Below are 14,672 nucleotides of genomic sequence, written 5' to 3'. Positions count from 1 at the left end.
GGTGGTCACTCGGTCTGGGCTTGCTTGTCGGCGTTGTTGTCGGTCGTTTTGGGGCCGGTCATTCTAAAGTCGAGGTAGTCTTTGGGCACGCGCATCACGCCGCTGACGGCAGCGACGTACTCGGTGCCGTCCTCCTCGTGGCGGTGGGGGCTGAAGAACTCCCAGACGATCTTTTTATCGCGGGTGACCTCGAAGATGCGCCCGGGCTCGTGGGAGCTGATGAGCAGGTTGCCGTTGGGCAGTTGCTGCTGCTTCGAGCGAATCTTGCTGTAAAAGTAGTTCTCCTCGTCGCCGGCGTACACCCAGGTCATCGCGTTGTTTCGGGGATCGAACTCGATGATGCGCGAGCCGCCGCCGTGGCCGACGTGGCCGCGGTTGTCGAATAGCTGGATGCGCCCGTTGGGAAGCGCGTCGGGGTCGTGCTGGTGCAGCCAGAAGCCGCGGGTGGCCCACACCGCCTTTTCGGTCTCCAGATCGACCAGAACCAGCGCGTCCATCGAGCGGATGGAGATGAGCACCATGCCCGGCTCGGCGAAGTCGTGATGGCTGGCGAATTCGCGGCCGACGATCTCGATGGAGTTGGTGTGCAGCGGGTCCCAGGGCGCGTCTTCGGCCCGGAAATTGGTGTAGAAGCTGAGCATATGCTCGTAGGGCGTGTCCGCCAGCGCCTCGAACACGGGGATGCGCAAGATTTCTTTGCCCTCCGGGGAGAGCTGGATGATGAAGTCTTCGAGCACCTTGGGCTCGAGCTGCGGCGCGCCCTGCACGGGGCGCTCGTCGGTGTCGCGGAACGCCTGGCCGATCGTCCAGATGGTGTCGTCGTCGGCCACGAATAGGTCGTGGTGGGCGTTGTCGGCGTAGCGCCACAGGATATTGGAGTCTTTGTCGACCTTGATCATCCCGTAGCCGTACGGGGTGTCGCCGGCCGCGTAATACTGGGTGATGACGTCCCCGTTGGGGAAGATGTGGGCGTCTCGCCAGTAGATAAAGCGCGCGTCCATCGGCGAGGAGAGGTGCGGCGGGTCCGACCACGCCTTGTCGAAGGGGACCTCCCACTCGTGGAGCACCTTGCCCTGCATGTCGATGAGCTGAGCGCCGTGGTTGTGCCCGGAGGTATACAGCGTGTAGCCCTCGAAGGCCTCGCCTTTTTCGTAGACGGTCACGCCGGTTTGGTCGGTGCGCGCGGGCGCCCAGAAGTTGGCTTCGGTCTTGGGGAGCGTGCCCAGTTGGATCTGCTCGCCGTGAGCTTGCAGGGCCTCGAAGGGGGCCTCGAGCAGCTGCGGATAGGGGAAGGTCTCGAAGCGGGTTACCGTGGCACCCACGATAAAGGCCAAAACGGCCAGTCCGAGGGCTTGGACACCCAGCCCGGTTGTGCCCTGGTCAGGTGACGGTTTTTTGTCGGTCATCGAACTCGGCCCGGTTGGGGTCGGTAGGGCCGTGGTGTCCGGGTCCCGGAGCTGCGGCACTACACTCGGAAAAATCGTGTCGGGATGACTCGGTGGATTCTACCGAGCCACCCCGACGAGTGCAACCGCGCCGGGGGGGGCGCTCCAGCTAAGCGCGCTGGGAGTTACTGGTTGGTCGAGCAGGGGCCGTCGTGGGCGATGGAGGCGCCTTGGTTGGCGGCCATGCACGAGTTGGAGTAGGTACGCCCGTCGCAGCCGCACACCGGATCGTAGTGCTGGGTGCAGTAATCGGGGCGCGAGGTGCAGGTGCCCTGGCCGCTGGCGCCACACTGGGCGGCGTCGTCGAAGGCGCAGAAGTCGTCGGGAGCGCAGTCGGCGTTGCTCGAGCAGCCGTTGGTCTGGCAGGTGCCGGTGTGCAGCACCGAGGTGCCCGCCGCGTGGGCCTTGCACTCGTTGGAGTAGGTCTGGCCGTCGCAGCCGCACACCGGAGCGTAGTTCTCGGTGCAGAAGGTCGGCTGGGGCTGGCAGGTGCCGGTAGCATCGGCCCAACCACATTGAGCGGTCTCTTCGTAGACGCACAGCTCGTCGGCTGCGCACGTGTTGCCCAGGCGTCCGCCGCAGTCTTGGCCGGTGGTCGGGCACTCGCCCTGAGACTCGACCGACACGCCGGCGCCGCGTGCTTCACACTCGTTGTTGTAGGTCTGGCCGTCGCAGCCGCACACCGGCATGTACTCGCGGGTGCAGATCTCGGGCGGCAGCTGGCAGGTGCCCATCTGATCCCAGCGTCCGCAATTTTGGGACTGCTCGAAGATGCACACTTCGCCGGGCTCCTGGCAGGTCAGCCCTTGGATGCCGCCGCAGTCGTCGAAGCTCGAGGTCGGCGACGGCTCTTCACCGCCTCCGCCGCTGCCACCACAGGCCAAGATGCTCAGCAGTACCAGCGCGCCCATCACGCCGGACAGGACTGTCAAAACTTTGTCGGTCTTGCTCATTTCAATTTCCTCAATGATGCGTCGTGGGACCATTTGATAAAAATTCAGTGACGTGGGTGAAACAGCTGCAAGACACGCGCCAAGCGCACAGGCGCATGGAGCGCCCGTGAAAGCAGGATCGCTGGTGGCAACTGGAGCTTCCGTGGTGGCAACTGTGGTGGCCGGGTGGAAGCTCCAGTAATCACAGCGCTTGCTCAATCAAGGGGAGGGGCGTATGGTGATTGCGTTCTCGAACAACCAAAAAGCAGCACTTTTTTCGTCACCGACCCCCTCCTGGAGGCATGTGTAATGCAGCACGAAGTCACTCACAAACCCGGGTTCTCGATGCTCCGCGTCGATCTCGAGCCGGGTGAAAAGTTTGTGTCCGAGCCGGGTGCCATGATCGCCATGTCGCGCGACATCGATCTCCAAGCCAAGATGAGCGCCGACGACAAGACCGGCTTTTTCGCCAAGCTGATCACCTTCTTCTTTGCCTTGGCCAAGAAGTTCTTCGGGGGCGAGTCGATCATGTTCAACCACTACAACGCCGCCCAGGGCGGCCAGGTGTGGGTCTCGCCGACGTATATGGGCGATATCCACCACCGCCGGCTCAACGGCGAGACGATCAACCTGGCCAAGGGCGCGTATCTGGCCTCCAGCGGAGACGTGCAGATTGCGGTCAAGTTCGGCGGGCTCAAGGGCCTGCTGATTCCATGGAAGAGCACCTTCAAGCTGGTGGCCACCGGCACCGGGGATCTGTGGTTCAACAGCTACGGGGGCATCCAGCAGATCGAGGTCAACGGCAGCTACGTGGTCGACGACGGCCATATTGTCGCCTACGAGGGGTCGCTGGAGAAAAAGACCAAGAGCGTCGGCGGCGGACTCACCGGGCTGTTCGCCTCGGGCGAAGGTTTGGTCAAGGAGTTTCGCGGCCAGGGCACCGTCTATATCCAGACACGTAACCGTTCGGCGCTGGCCGAATGGCTCACGCCCATGCTTCCCAACTGAGTGAGCTGACGGAGCCTTTGGGGCTTGCGTGACGCCGACGCTTTTGTGTCACGCTTTCGTTAGATGCAAAGAATTGAGGTTTATCGATGAATATCGAGATCAAATATCGTCCCACCAACAGCATCGCGTGCGTCAGCTTGGAGAACGGCGAGCAGGTCGTCGCCGAGCCGGGCGCGATGATCGGCATGAGCACCAACGTGAGCATGTCGACCGGCATGCGCGAGTCGTCCAAGCAAAAGAAGGGCGGCCTGCTGGGGAAAATCGCCAGCGCCGCCAAGCAGATGCTCAGCGGCGAGTCGTTCTTCACCAACACCTTCACTGCCGCCGGCGGCCCCGGTGAGGTGCTCTTGGCTCAGGCACTGACCGGCGACATCTTCGTCGAGGAAGTCCCCCAGACGGGCATCACCATGCAGTCGGGCGCCTATATCGCCAACACCCCCGGGGTGGACATCGAGGCGAAGATGGGCGGCGCTAAGACCTTCTTTGGCGGCGAGGGCTTGTTCGTGCTCGAAGCGACCCCGACCGCACCCGGTCAGCAGGTGGTCATCGGCGCCTTTGGCGGCATCGAAGAGATGCAGGTCGACGGCTCCATCGTCATCGACAACGGTCACCTGGTCGCCTGGGACTCCACGCTGCAGTTGAACCTGAAGAAGGCATCGTCGAGCTGGCTTGGCTCTCTGCTCTCGGGCGAGGGCAAGGTCTTCGAGATCAGCGGACAGGGCCGGGTGTGGCTCCAGACGCGCCAGCCGATCGAGTTCGGCCGGGCCGTCGGGGATATGCTTCCGCCCCGAAACGCCTAAACCGCGCAATCAAGACTTCGGACGTCTGTCCATTCAGCCAGACACGAGATACAGATGAAATACGAAATCCTTTCCAATCCGAATTTCGCCATCGCCAAGGTCGAGTTCGAGCAGACTGGCGAGCAGATCGTGCTCGAGGCCAGCGCCATGGTGGCCAAGTCGACCGAACTGCAGATGAAGACCGAGATGCGCGGCGGCCTGATGGGCGCGGCCAAGCGCAAGCTTCTGGGCGGCGAGAGCCTCTTTCAGAACACGTTTACCGCCTCGAGCGCCGGCGAGACCATCTGGTTTGCCCCTCCCGGCTCGGGCGACCTGATGACCTTCGACATGGACGGCACCGAGCCGGTGTTCATGAGCTCGGATAACTTCGTGGCCTGCGGCCCCGACATCGACCTGGACACCAAGTGGCAGGGCGGCAAGGGCTTCTTCAGCGGCACGAGCATGTTCATGGTGCGCGCCGACGGCACCGGCCCGCTGTTCGTAGGAAGCTACGGCGGCATCCACGCCGTCGAAGTCGGCCCCGGCGGCTATATCGTCGACAACAACCACATCGTCGCGTTCACCGGCGGGCTCGACTACGACCTGCGCTCGGTGGGTGGCCTGAAGAGCTTCTTCGGCGGCGGCGAGGGCTACGTGTGTGAATTCCGCGGCCAGGGCACCGTATGGGTGTCGACCCGCAGCGCGGACGCGCTCGCACGCTTCGTCCATCCGTTCCGACCGGTGAAGTCGTCGAACTAAACCGCCTTGCTTGCCGAAGAGGCCCCACCGTCGGCTCAGCTACGCTTCGCCGACACCTCCCCGCAGGCTGAATGACGCCTCGGGGAGGAGGATTGCTCCCTCGACGTGTTTTCCTGTGCGGCAATCCCCCTCCCCAGGCCGTCTTGCAGGCCATGGGGAGGTGGTCGAGCGTTATTTGCGAGACCGGTGGGGCCCGCTCAATTCTCCCGTCTCTTCGCCTCCCGTGCTTAACTTGCGATCACAAGGGACCACTGCGTCCGTGGATCGTCACTCGCATTTCGGGGGGCCGTATGCTGCATCGAAGACTGATCCCATCGTTGCTCGGCGTCGTGCTGGCGCTGGGACTCGCCTCGTGTATCCAACCCACCGAGTACGAACTCAGGGAGTGGGTCGAATATCCACACACGATCGTCGATCCCGAGGAGCCAAAGCCCAGAGCTGACGAGCGCCTCGAGGCCGACGTCGACGCGTCGATGGCCGAGGCCGCCCAGGTGGTCGGCCCGGGGCAGCTCGACGCCGCCGAGATCGACGAGTTGTTCGACGCGCGCACCGAGGTGGTGCTGGCGTGCTACCGCCAAGAGCTGCGCGCCAACGGCAGCGCCGAAGGGGCGCTGACGCTGCAATTCGTCGTGCCTCCAGCGGGCTATGCCGAGCAGGTTCGCGTCGTCGACAATTCGGTCGGCGAGGTGGCCGGCAGCTGCGTCGCCGACGCGGTGCGCGGCTGGGCCCTCCCGGCGCCCGATGCCGAGTCGGTCACGGTTCGAAAAGCGATCGAGTTTTATATCGAGTCGCCCTGAGACGACGCGGAGTTCATCGTCGAAATTTTTCTGCGCGGGGCTTGACCGACCCGTATGATCTGATTAGATCGCTGTACATGCGTTCAGTGGGTGGTTGGTTTCGAACTTGTGAGGAGAATGACGATGACTGAGCCCGTAAATCCGATCCCAGATGGCTACCACACCATCACCCCGAGCCTGACGGTGCGCGACTGCGCGGAGGCGCTCGAGTTCTACAAGGACGCCCTGGGCGCCGTGGAGCGCATGCGCGCGCCGGGGCCCGAAGGGAGCGTCTGGCACGCCGAGATCCAGATCGGCGATTCGATCGTGATGCTCAACGACGAGTACCCCGAACAGGGGGCGCACGGCCCGCAGGCGCTCGGCGGCTCTCCGGTGGGCCTGTGGCTGTACGTCGAGGACGCCGACGCGGCCTTCGCGCGGGCGGTGGAGGCCGGCGCCGAGGTTACGATGCCACCGGCCGACATGTTCTGGGGCGACCGCATGGGCTCGGTGGTCGATCCCTACGGGCACAAGTGGACCTTTGCTTCCAAGGTCGAAGACGTCGGCCCCGAGGAGATGAAGAAGCGCCAGCAAGAGGCGATGGGGCAGGCCGAAGGCACGTGATGGCTGTTGCGCCGGCGGCGAATCGTTGAAACGATACCTGTCGTACTGACATGTGGTACGGCAGGCTGTCGTATCTCGAACGTAATCGCTGACTGGATGAGGTGGCTGATGAAAGTATTTGGAAACGCTTGGTCGACAGGTTTGGTGGTCGTGCTGCTGGCTGGTTCGATTGGCTGCTCGGGCGCCGGGGAGCAGACGCGTGAGACCGACGCGTCGGATAAGGTCGAAGAGCAGACGCAATTCGTCGAGGCGAACGAGGAGGCGCATGCTTCAGGCGAGCACCAAGCGGAGAAGCATCAATCGGAGAAGCATGGCGAAGGGCACGGCCACGGCGCCGAGCCCCACGGTCATCGCTTCGAGAATCCCGAGAAATGGGCGGAGAACTGGAACGACCCGGCCCGTGACGAGTGGCAAAAACCCGGGGAAGTTGCCCAGGTCATGGAGCTCGGCGAGGGGATGACTGTCGTCGACCTCGGGGCCGGCACCGGTTATTTTGTCGAGCCGTTGGCCAGCGAGGTGGGCCCGGACGGCAAAGTGGTCGCGCTCGACATCGAGCAGAGCATGGTCGACTTCATCTCCGAACTCGCCGGTGAACGAGGCCTGGAGAACGTGGAGGCTCGGAAGGTCGCTGTCGATGATCCTGGGCTGGAGTCCGAGTCGGTCGACCGCATTCTGACGGTCAACACCTGGCACCACATCCCCAAGCGAGCAGCATACGGGCGCAAGCTATACGAAGCGCTGACCCCGGGCGGCAAGTTGGCGGTGGTCGATTACACCAAAGAGGCCACGCAGGGGCCACCCAAAGAGATGCGCCTGGCGCCCGAGCAGGTCGCCGAGGAGCTACGCTTGGCTGGATTCGAGGCCAAGATCGCCGACGAGACATTGCCCAAGCAATATATCGTCATCGGCACGAAGCCGAAAAAATAACGCGCGGTCTATTTGTCCAGCGGGCCAACGAGCCAGTGGGCGTTGGCCCGAGTGACCACGTCGCCGGAGGCGTCGCGGGTGACAACTTCGAGCTCGTACTCCGAGCGCTCGTTGGTCTCGGGAATCATGCAGTAGCACTCGGCGGTCAGCGTGCCGCGCGCCTTCTTGACGTACTCGATTTCGAGGCCGGTCAGGATGGCGCGGGTGCGCTCCGGCAGCGAATAGGTGAACGCCAGGCCCGAGCAGGCTTCAGCCAAATTCATCAGCGCAATGGCGTGGATCGACTGCAGGTGATTGCGCACCTTCTTGCGATCTTTCATCTGCACGCAACCATAGCCGCGCCGAAGCTCGACGACCTCGGGCTTGATGGTGCCGGTGTACGGGGCGAGTCGGCCGACGATCCGGCCCATGATAAGGCCGCCTCCGGGCAGATGCTTGAGGCCATCCCAGGTCTTTTGAAGGATGGCGAGTTGGTCGACCGCTGGCATAAAATTTCCTGACGTCACAGATGAGGGCGGGGTACAGGCCATTGGGCGCGCCATGATGTCAGAACCGTGGCACGCTTTCAACGCCACAAGCGCCGCTGGGGGCGGTGAGGTGGGCTGGTCTCAGGCGCGCACGCGGGCTCGGGTGGCCACGGGGACGCGAATGATGAAGCTCGCGCCACCACCCTCGACGGCCTTGTATTCGAGTACGCCGTCCATCTGCTCGACGATGCGCTTGCTGATAAAGAGCCCCAGCCCGCTGCCCTTGTGTGGGTCTTTGGTCGAAAAGTAGGGCTCGAAGATATGCTCCTCGACGTCGTCCGCGATGCCCGGGCCGGTGTCGCTGGTTCGGATCACGATGTCCTCGCCGTCGAGCCAGGTCTCGATGGTCAACGTCCCGCGACCTTCCATGGCGTCGAGCGCGTTGAGGCCCAGGTTGAGGAGCACTTGGAAGCAGCGCTCGGGGGCGGCGTAGGCCGCCGGAAGCTCGTCGGCCAGGTCGAGTTCGAAGCTGACAAAGCGGCCGTGGGGGCCGTGGCGGAGCAATCGCACCACATCCTCGATGACCTGGTTCCAGTACACGAAGGTGGCGTGGTTGGACTGTCGGCTCGAAAAGGCGGTCATGTCGCGCAACAGCTTGTCGATGCGCGAGACCTGTCCGTCGATGATGTCGATGACCTTTTCGGTGAATTCGGGATCTTTCTTTCGCTTGGCCAATTGCAACTGCGCGCTGATGGACGACAGCGGGTTGCCGATCTCGTGGGCGACGCTGGCCGCCATGAGTGCGTAGGCCGAGACCTTCTCGTCGGCCGCGGTCGAGGCGAGTTCTTGTTTCTCGTCGGTGATCGGGCGAGTGACCATGAGCACCTGGTTTGGCGGCTGGCCGGTGGGCGCCGGTAGTGGGAAGACCTGCGTGTGCATGATCTCGGGGCTGGTCTGGTTGAGGTGAACCCGCTCCTCTTCGACCGGTTCGCCGCTCTCCAGGGCGCGTCGCAGCGGGCAATTTTCGTCCTCACAGTCACTCGCTTGGAAGGCGACGTGGCACAGCTTGCCAACCAACTCGTCGCCGTAGGTGCGCCGGGCGGCATCGTTGGCTTTGATGACACGAAAGTCGCGGTCGATCACCATCAGGTTCTCGTGCATCGAATTGAACAGGATCTGTGAGAAAGCCTGGTTTTGGTGCAGCTCGGCGGTGCGTTGGTCGACGCGCTCTTCGAGGTTGTGGTGTAGATCGGAGACTTGGCGGCTCATTTTGTTGAAGACCGAGGCCAGATGGGCCACCTCACGCGGTCCGCGTGTGGCGACCGTCTGCGCCAACTCCCCACGCGCCATCTTCTTGGTGGCCTCGACCAGGTCGCGCAGGGGATCGATGGTGGTGCGCACCATCAAGAACATGCCGAGCAGCACGATCGCCACGAAGCCGGAGCCCATCCAGAAGACGCGGCGTTTGAGATCTTCGAGCATGGCCATCGCCTTTGCGCTGGGGACTTCGGCGGTGACCATCCAGTCGGTGCTGCTGATGGGCGCGACTGCGGCGAAGACGGTGCCGTGCTCGGCACTGTCGTAGGTCCCGTACCGGGGGTCCTGCTCGTCGAGTTGTTCGAAGAGCACTGCCATGGCGCTGTCATCTGAATCCATGGCGCCTTCGGTGTCGATGAGTACTTCGCCGGATTCGTTGATGATCCGAAAGCGCTCGACCGGTGCTTGCGAGTGGCTCAGCTCGCGCAGTCGGCTGGCCATGGCAAAGTCGAAGCGCGCGCAGAGAATCGGGGCAGACGCGGCCCCTTTGCTGCTCTGGCTCGACGAGTCGAGTGGTTCGGCCACGTACAGCACCGAATCGCTCTCGTGATGGATGGCCAGCCGGCTTGGCTGTTCGGCCAACTCGAGACAAAGATCGTCGCGACGCCACATCCCGCGCGGCTGGACGCCCTCCGATGAGCCGAGCACTTGCCCCTCAGGGGAGAGCACATAAAAACGCGCTTGTGCATCGGTGGACTCGGCCTTGGCCTCGAGGTGACGCTCGAGCGGCGTCAGCGTTGCGTTGAGTCGGCTCGGCTCTTCCGCGATCAGCCGGGCGGCCTCGTCTGAGGCCTGCGACAGATGGAGGTTGCCGGCGACCAATGACGAGAGCAGCTTCTTTCGCTCGCTGATAAAGTCAGTGGTCTCCGTAGCCGCCAGACTCACCGCGTTGTTCAACGCCTGGTGGGTCATCTCCGCAAGAACGTCCTTGGTGCGTTGATAGCCGATGTAGTTGGTGACCAAGAGAGGTCCCAGCGCCAAAACGGCGACGAGCACCATCAGTTGACCGCTCAGGGTCAGGTGTCGGCGTGAGGCTGCCGTCTCGGTCTGCTCATCGGTGGAGTTGTTTTCTTGCGTCTCCATAAGCCCGCCACAGTAGAGGGGACAACTCTGAACTGCTTGGGCGCAAAACCTGCGCGTTAGAGCTCGGAAGTGCAAAAATGCCGCCGGTAAAACGACTTTGAATCCGAGCGCGCCAGCCCATGCGCGTTCACACCCAAATTAGAGTGCCAGAACCGTGCCACGCTCGTGCTGATCGACGATAACGGAAGATGCTGCCGGTAGAGTTTCACCGTGACAGTAAAATTTTTTAGCCACAACGGAATAGACCCGCTCCTTGGTGGATTCGACAGGGTGTACGATACGCGGTGCTGGAGTGCCGTAAGTGCCTGGTTTGCCTGGCGAAATGTCGGGTTTTGCCGTGTCCAAAGTTCGCGAATTTACCTCGAGGAACGGAGAACGCCAGCCGTGAGTGGTAGTAAGAAGTCAGATCACTGGGCGAGGCTCCGGCGCGCACTCTCTTTTGCGCGTCCACACCGCAAGTCCATCGTATTCATTCTCGCGTTGACCATGATCGTGGCCGTCGTCGGTGCCGCGCAGCCCCTGGTCATGAAGCATATCTTCGACCAGTTGAGCGAGGGCGGCACCGTCGAGGCGGTGATGTGGGGGCTGGGCCTGTTGGTAGGTATCACCCTCGTCAGCGAAGCGTGCCAGGGTTTCAGCAACTGGCTGACGTGGCGCACGCGCATTGGGATTCAGTACGCGCTCCTCGAGGAGTCGGTCGACAGCCTGCAGCGGCTGCCGTCGAGTTATTGCAGCGATGAAGGCACCGGCGCGGTGCTCACGCGGCTGCAGAAAGGGATCGACGGCTTCGTCAATGCCGTCAGCCAGATCTCGTTTCAGGTCCTGCCGGCCATCGCTTATTTGGTGTTTGCCGCCGTGGCGATGATCAAGCTCGACTGGCGCCTCTTTTTCGTCGTCATGGCGTTTGTCCCGCTGCCGGCCATCATCTCGGCGTGGGCCGCGCCCACCCAGACTCGCCGCGAGCGCAAGCTGCTCAACAAGTGGGCGACGATTTACGGACGCTTCAACGAAGTGCTGCGCAGCCTGTCGTTGGTGCGCAGCTTCGCCATGGAAGATCACGAGAAGGAGCGCTTTCTGCGCCACGTCGACGACGCCAATGACGTGGTGGTGCGTGGCGTGGGCTTCGACACCAGCGTGGGCGTGGCCTCGAACCTGGTGGTCACCGGCGCGCGTATCTCGGCCATCGGTGTGGGCGCTTGGCTGGCGATCAACGGTGAGGTCACCGTCGGTACGCTGGTGGCGTTCATGGGCTATATCCACGGCCTCTTCGGCCCCGTCCAGGGCCTGACGGGCGTGCACGAGACGGTGCGCAAGGCCGCGGCGGCCGTCGACGAGGTCTTCACCATCCTCGACGGTGAGGATCCGGTGCCGGATAGCCCCAACGCGATTGATCCGGGCGAGATTCAGGGCGACATTGCCTTCGATAACGTACACTTCCGCTACGAAGACGACGGCGAGATGGTCCTCGAGGGCATCGACCTTCGCGTCGAGCGCGGTGAGACGATCGCCTTGGTGGGCCCGAGCGGTGCCGGCAAGTCGACGATGATGAGTCTTCTACAGCGCCTGCACGATCCGGTCGCTGGTTCGGTGCGCATCGACGGTCACGATTTGCGAGACCTCGAGCAGCGCAAGGTGCGCCATCAGATGGGCATGGTTCTGCAAGACTCGATGCTGTTTCGCGACACCATCGCCAACAACATCGCCTACGGCCGCCCCGAGGCGACGCGCGAGGAGGTCATCGAGGCGGCCAAGGCAGCCTACGCGCACGACTTTATCGTCAAGCTGCCCAACGGCTACGACACGGTCGTCGGTGAGTCGGGCAGCCGACTGTCGGCTGGCGAATGCCAACGCATCTCCATTGCGCGCGCGCTCATCAAGAACCCGCCGGTGATGGTGCTCGACGAAGCCACGTCGGCGCTCGACGCCGAATCGGAGGCTCTCGTCCAGCGCGCGCTCGACAAGCTGTTGGTGAACCGCACCGCCTTTATCATCGCACACCGGCTGTCGACGGTGGTGCGCGCCGACCGCATCCTGGTGCTGCGCGACGGCCGCATCGCCGAGAGCGGCACGCACGCCGAGTTGATGGCGCAGGACGGCTACTACGCCTACCTGGTGGAACAACAAACCGGACATATCCGTCTGGCGAGCTAACCCCTCGCCTACACGGCGGGCGCAGGTGACCGCCTCCTTTTGCTTGCACACACCTGCACCGCTCTAGAGCTCTTCTGCTTGCAACACCTCTCTGCGCTCTAGAGTCACGAGAACCTCGGCCGCATGCTTGGCGGCCGGGGTTTTTTGTTGCCACTGCAACGGCACCAGCGTTCTGCTATAGTGTGGCCCATCGGTAACGTGACATTTCTACTGGAGCGTTTGATGGCCGCCTCGAACTTGCCAAGGGTCTTATCTCTTTTCATTTGTCTGTCGCTCGTCGGTCTCGGATGCGACGACGGGCGTACCACTATTGGTTCCCAAACCGAGTCGGATACGGGCGACTGCACAGGCAGTGAGTGCTCGTGGGACACGGGCGGTCCGGACGACGGAGGTGGCAGCGGCGACACCGGTGATCACGGCCCGCTGACCGCGATTCAGATCGAGCCGGCCAGCGTCGACTTGCTCTCGGAGAACGGCTCGCAGCCGCAGCATGATTTCGCGGTGGTCGCCACCTTTGCCGACGGCCACACCGAGCCATTTGGCGGCGACGTCGAGTTTTCGGTGGCCGACGAGAAGATCGGTTATATCGACGCGGCCAACGGCAACTTCGTAGCCCACGGTATCCTCGGTGGCGAGACGCAGGTGACGGCCACGGCGGTCGACGCGACGGCGGGTATTCCCCCGGCCACGGCCACCGTGCGGGTCTTCGTCAAGCGTACACTCGTGGCCGACGGACTGCCCGACGACGTCGCCCAGAGCTTCCAGGGGGCCCAGGTCACCGACCCGACGCGTGCGTCCACGGTGGTCTATCCGCTCGACGGGGCGGTCATGCCCGAGAATGTCTACCCGGCCGATATCCAGTGGACCAACGGAGTTCAGGACGACATCTTCCAGATCCGGCTGGTCAAGCCGAGCGCCGAGGTCGTCAGCTACGTCAAGCATACCGGCCCGAGCTTTGGCAACCACTGGCTGGCCGACGCCGACGCTTGGCGTGCGATGGCGCAGACGGAGCAAGACGAGCCGATGAGTATCGCCGTGACACGCCTGGAAGCCGCCAGCGGCGACGTGATCGGAGGCACCCCGGTGCGTATGCGCTTTGCCAAAGGCACCGTGGCCGGCTCGGTGTACTACTGGGATATCGGCGCAGGGCGTATCGTACGCATCAAGGACGGCACGGGCACCCCCGAGCAGTTCATGCCGACCCCGCCGGACGACGGCACGGGCACCCGCTGTGTGGGCTGCCACTCGGTGTCCAACAGCGGCCGCTACATGGTCGGGCGCCTGGGCGGCGGCGACAATATCGGGACGGTCTTCGATCTCACGCAGGACCTGAGCGGCAATCCGCCGCCCAGCGAGTTCCCCGTCGACCCGAACAACGGCACACGCTGGTGGTTCTCGACCTGGAATCCCGACGACACGCGGCTGATGGTCACGCAGACCGAGGGCGGCGCGAACGGCAAAATGGCGTTGATGGACCCGTTCACCGGCCAAGTCGTCCCGCCCCAGAGCGGAGCGCTTCCCGGCGGAGGAGTCACGCACCCGTCCTGGTCGCCCGACGGCAGCCTGATCGCCTACATCAACAACGTGAACGCGTGGGGCGGCGCCAACACCACCGGCGACGTGGCCGTCTTGCCGGTGACCGGCCCCGACAGCTTCGGTGCGCCGCAGACCCTTCGCGCCGGCACCGACATCCCGAACGCCCAGCCCGCGGGCCAGGCCGCCAGTTACCCGACTTGGAGCCCCGATTCGCAGTGGATCGCGTTCGCCCACGGCACCGGCTCGCGCAGTGAGGACAAGCAGGCCGCGCTGTATATGATGCGTCGCGATGGCTCCGGGGTGGTCCGCCTGGACCATGCCTCGGGTGGGCCGAGTGCTGCAGACACCTTCCAGCCGAACTTCTCGCCGTTCGAGACCGAGGACTACTTCTGGCTCAGCTACCTGTCTCGCAGGGATTACGGCAACGCTCAGGCAGGCACACAAGGGGCGTCGCGACAGCAAATCTGGGTGTCGGCGGTCAAAAAGAACCCCGACCCCGGCCAGGACCCGTCTGAAGTGGGGTATTGGCTGCCCGGACAAAACACCCAGTCGATGAATATCGCCGCCTACTGGGCCCCACAGGCGTGCCGACAGGACGGTGAGGGTTGCAGTGTGGGGGGAGAATGTTGTAGTGGCGAGTGCCTACCCGATGAGGGTGGGGACTTGGTGTGCTCACCACCGCCCCCCGAAAGGTGCCGAGAGCTGACAGAGACGTGCAGCACCAGCGCCGACTGTTGTGAGGGCTTGTTATGTGCCGCCAATGTCTGCTATCCCGCCGACGGGTAGTTTCGAGGGTCGAGCGTGCGATCCTCTAGCCATGGCGTGATTATCGTGATGTGGTTTGGGTCTTGAGAAAATGCCTGAATCG

Annotated in this window: 12 protein-coding genes; 8 read left to right on the top strand and 4 right to left on the bottom strand. The window is 63.5% G+C overall.

Annotated features, from left to right (window positions below; translation table 11 throughout):
* Positions 1-5: 5 nt before the first annotated feature.
* The gene (locus FIV42_RS07010) at positions 6-1,406 is read right to left on the bottom strand and encodes an arylsulfotransferase family protein (RefSeq protein ID WP_141196981.1); all 1,401 of its coding nucleotides are present in this window, start codon (positions 1,404-1,406) and stop codon (positions 6-8) included.
* 164 nt (positions 1,407-1,570) lie between these two features.
* Positions 1,571-2,398, bottom strand: a complete 828-nt coding sequence (locus FIV42_RS30665) for a Kazal-type serine protease inhibitor family protein (RefSeq protein ID WP_222615402.1) — start codon at positions 2,396-2,398, stop codon at positions 1,571-1,573.
* A 288-nt stretch (positions 2,399-2,686) separates the two neighbouring features.
* Between FIV42_RS30665 and FIV42_RS06995 the strand changes: the two genes are divergently transcribed.
* The 6 genes from FIV42_RS06995 to FIV42_RS06970 all read left to right on the top strand — a co-directional run bounded on the left by FIV42_RS06995 (position 2,687) and on the right by FIV42_RS06970 (position 7,250).
* The gene (locus tag FIV42_RS06995; RefSeq protein ID WP_141196980.1) at positions 2,687-3,385 is read left to right on the top strand and encodes a TIGR00266 family protein; all 699 of its coding nucleotides are present in this window, start codon (positions 2,687-2,689) and stop codon (positions 3,383-3,385) included.
* Between the two features lie 86 nt (positions 3,386-3,471).
* The gene (locus FIV42_RS06990; protein ID WP_141196979.1) at positions 3,472-4,185 is read left to right on the top strand and encodes a TIGR00266 family protein; all 714 of its coding nucleotides are present in this window, start codon (positions 3,472-3,474) and stop codon (positions 4,183-4,185) included.
* Between the two features lie 54 nt (positions 4,186-4,239).
* Positions 4,240-4,923, top strand: a complete 684-nt coding sequence (locus FIV42_RS06985) for a TIGR00266 family protein (RefSeq protein WP_141196978.1) — start codon at positions 4,240-4,242, stop codon at positions 4,921-4,923.
* A gap of 290 nt (positions 4,924-5,213) precedes the next feature.
* Positions 5,214-5,720 carry an AgmX/PglI C-terminal domain-containing protein gene (locus FIV42_RS06980; RefSeq protein WP_168210479.1) on the top strand — a complete coding sequence of 169 codons (507 nt, stop codon included), beginning with the start codon at positions 5,214-5,216 and terminating at the stop codon, positions 5,718-5,720.
* Between the two features lie 123 nt (positions 5,721-5,843).
* Positions 5,844-6,323 (top strand): VOC family protein, encoded by a 480-nt coding sequence (locus FIV42_RS06975; RefSeq protein WP_141196976.1) that lies wholly within the window; start codon positions 5,844-5,846, stop codon positions 6,321-6,323.
* A gap of 108 nt (positions 6,324-6,431) precedes the next feature.
* Positions 6,432-7,250 carry a class I SAM-dependent methyltransferase gene (locus FIV42_RS06970; protein ID WP_168210478.1) on the top strand — a complete coding sequence of 273 codons (819 nt, stop codon included), beginning with the start codon at positions 6,432-6,434 and terminating at the stop codon, positions 7,248-7,250.
* 8 nt (positions 7,251-7,258) lie between these two features.
* On the opposite strand, the gene FIV42_RS06965 is transcribed toward FIV42_RS06970, so the two are convergent.
* Together FIV42_RS06965 and FIV42_RS06960 are read right to left on the bottom strand one after the other, a co-directional pair.
* Positions 7,259-7,738 (bottom strand): DUF4442 domain-containing protein, encoded by a 480-nt coding sequence (locus FIV42_RS06965; RefSeq protein ID WP_168210477.1) that lies wholly within the window; start codon positions 7,736-7,738, stop codon positions 7,259-7,261.
* 120 nt (positions 7,739-7,858) lie between these two features.
* Positions 7,859-10,117, bottom strand: coding sequence for an ATP-binding protein (locus FIV42_RS06960; RefSeq protein ID WP_141196973.1), 2,259 nt, complete (start codon positions 10,115-10,117; stop codon positions 7,859-7,861).
* A 384-nt stretch (positions 10,118-10,501) separates the two neighbouring features.
* Here FIV42_RS06960 and FIV42_RS06955 point away from each other — a divergent pair, with 384 nt between their 5' ends.
* Both FIV42_RS06955 and FIV42_RS06950 read left to right on the top strand, forming a co-directional pair.
* Positions 10,502-12,268: an ABC transporter ATP-binding protein gene (locus tag FIV42_RS06955; RefSeq protein ID WP_281285799.1), complete on the top strand. Its 1,767-nt coding sequence runs from the start codon at positions 10,502-10,504 to the stop codon at positions 12,266-12,268.
* A 222-nt stretch (positions 12,269-12,490) separates the two neighbouring features.
* On the top strand, positions 12,491-14,590 hold the full coding sequence (locus FIV42_RS06950) for a PD40 domain-containing protein (protein ID WP_168210476.1): 2,100 nt from the start codon (positions 12,491-12,493) through the stop codon (positions 14,588-14,590).
* Positions 14,591-14,672: the final 82 nt, after the last annotated feature.

The organism is Persicimonas caeni, assembly GCF_006517175.1.
GTDB classification, from domain to species: domain Bacteria; phylum Myxococcota_A; class Bradymonadia; order Bradymonadales; family Bradymonadaceae; genus Persicimonas; species Persicimonas caeni.
The sequence above is the reverse complement of the archived record's forward strand: the minus strand, read 5'-3'. Positions and strand labels throughout refer to the sequence as shown.

Coding starts and splice junctions, on each gene's coding strand:
- FIV42_RS30665 (WP_222615402.1), bottom strand. CDS start 2,398: ATGAGCAAGACCGACAAAGTTTTGACAGTCCTGTCCGGCGTGATGGGC.
- FIV42_RS06960 (WP_141196973.1), bottom strand. CDS start 10,117: ATGGAGACGCAAGAAAACAACTCCACCGATGAGCAGACCGAGACGGCA.
- FIV42_RS06985 (WP_141196978.1), top strand. CDS start 4,240: ATGAAATACGAAATCCTTTCCAATCCGAATTTCGCCATCGCCAAGGTC.
- FIV42_RS06980 (WP_168210479.1), top strand. CDS start 5,214: ATGCTGCATCGAAGACTGATCCCATCGTTGCTCGGCGTCGTGCTGGCG.
- FIV42_RS06975 (WP_141196976.1), top strand. CDS start 5,844: ATGACTGAGCCCGTAAATCCGATCCCAGATGGCTACCACACCATCACC.
- FIV42_RS06970 (WP_168210478.1), top strand. CDS start 6,432: ATGAAAGTATTTGGAAACGCTTGGTCGACAGGTTTGGTGGTCGTGCTG.
- FIV42_RS06950 (WP_168210476.1), top strand. CDS start 12,491: ATGGCCGCCTCGAACTTGCCAAGGGTCTTATCTCTTTTCATTTGTCTG.
- FIV42_RS06995 (WP_141196980.1), top strand. CDS start 2,687: ATGCAGCACGAAGTCACTCACAAACCCGGGTTCTCGATGCTCCGCGTC.
- FIV42_RS06990 (WP_141196979.1), top strand. CDS start 3,472: ATGAATATCGAGATCAAATATCGTCCCACCAACAGCATCGCGTGCGTC.
- FIV42_RS07010 (WP_141196981.1), bottom strand. CDS start 1,406: ATGACCGACAAAAAACCGTCACCTGACCAGGGCACAACCGGGCTGGGT.
- FIV42_RS06965 (WP_168210477.1), bottom strand. CDS start 7,738: ATGCCAGCGGTCGACCAACTCGCCATCCTTCAAAAGACCTGGGATGGC.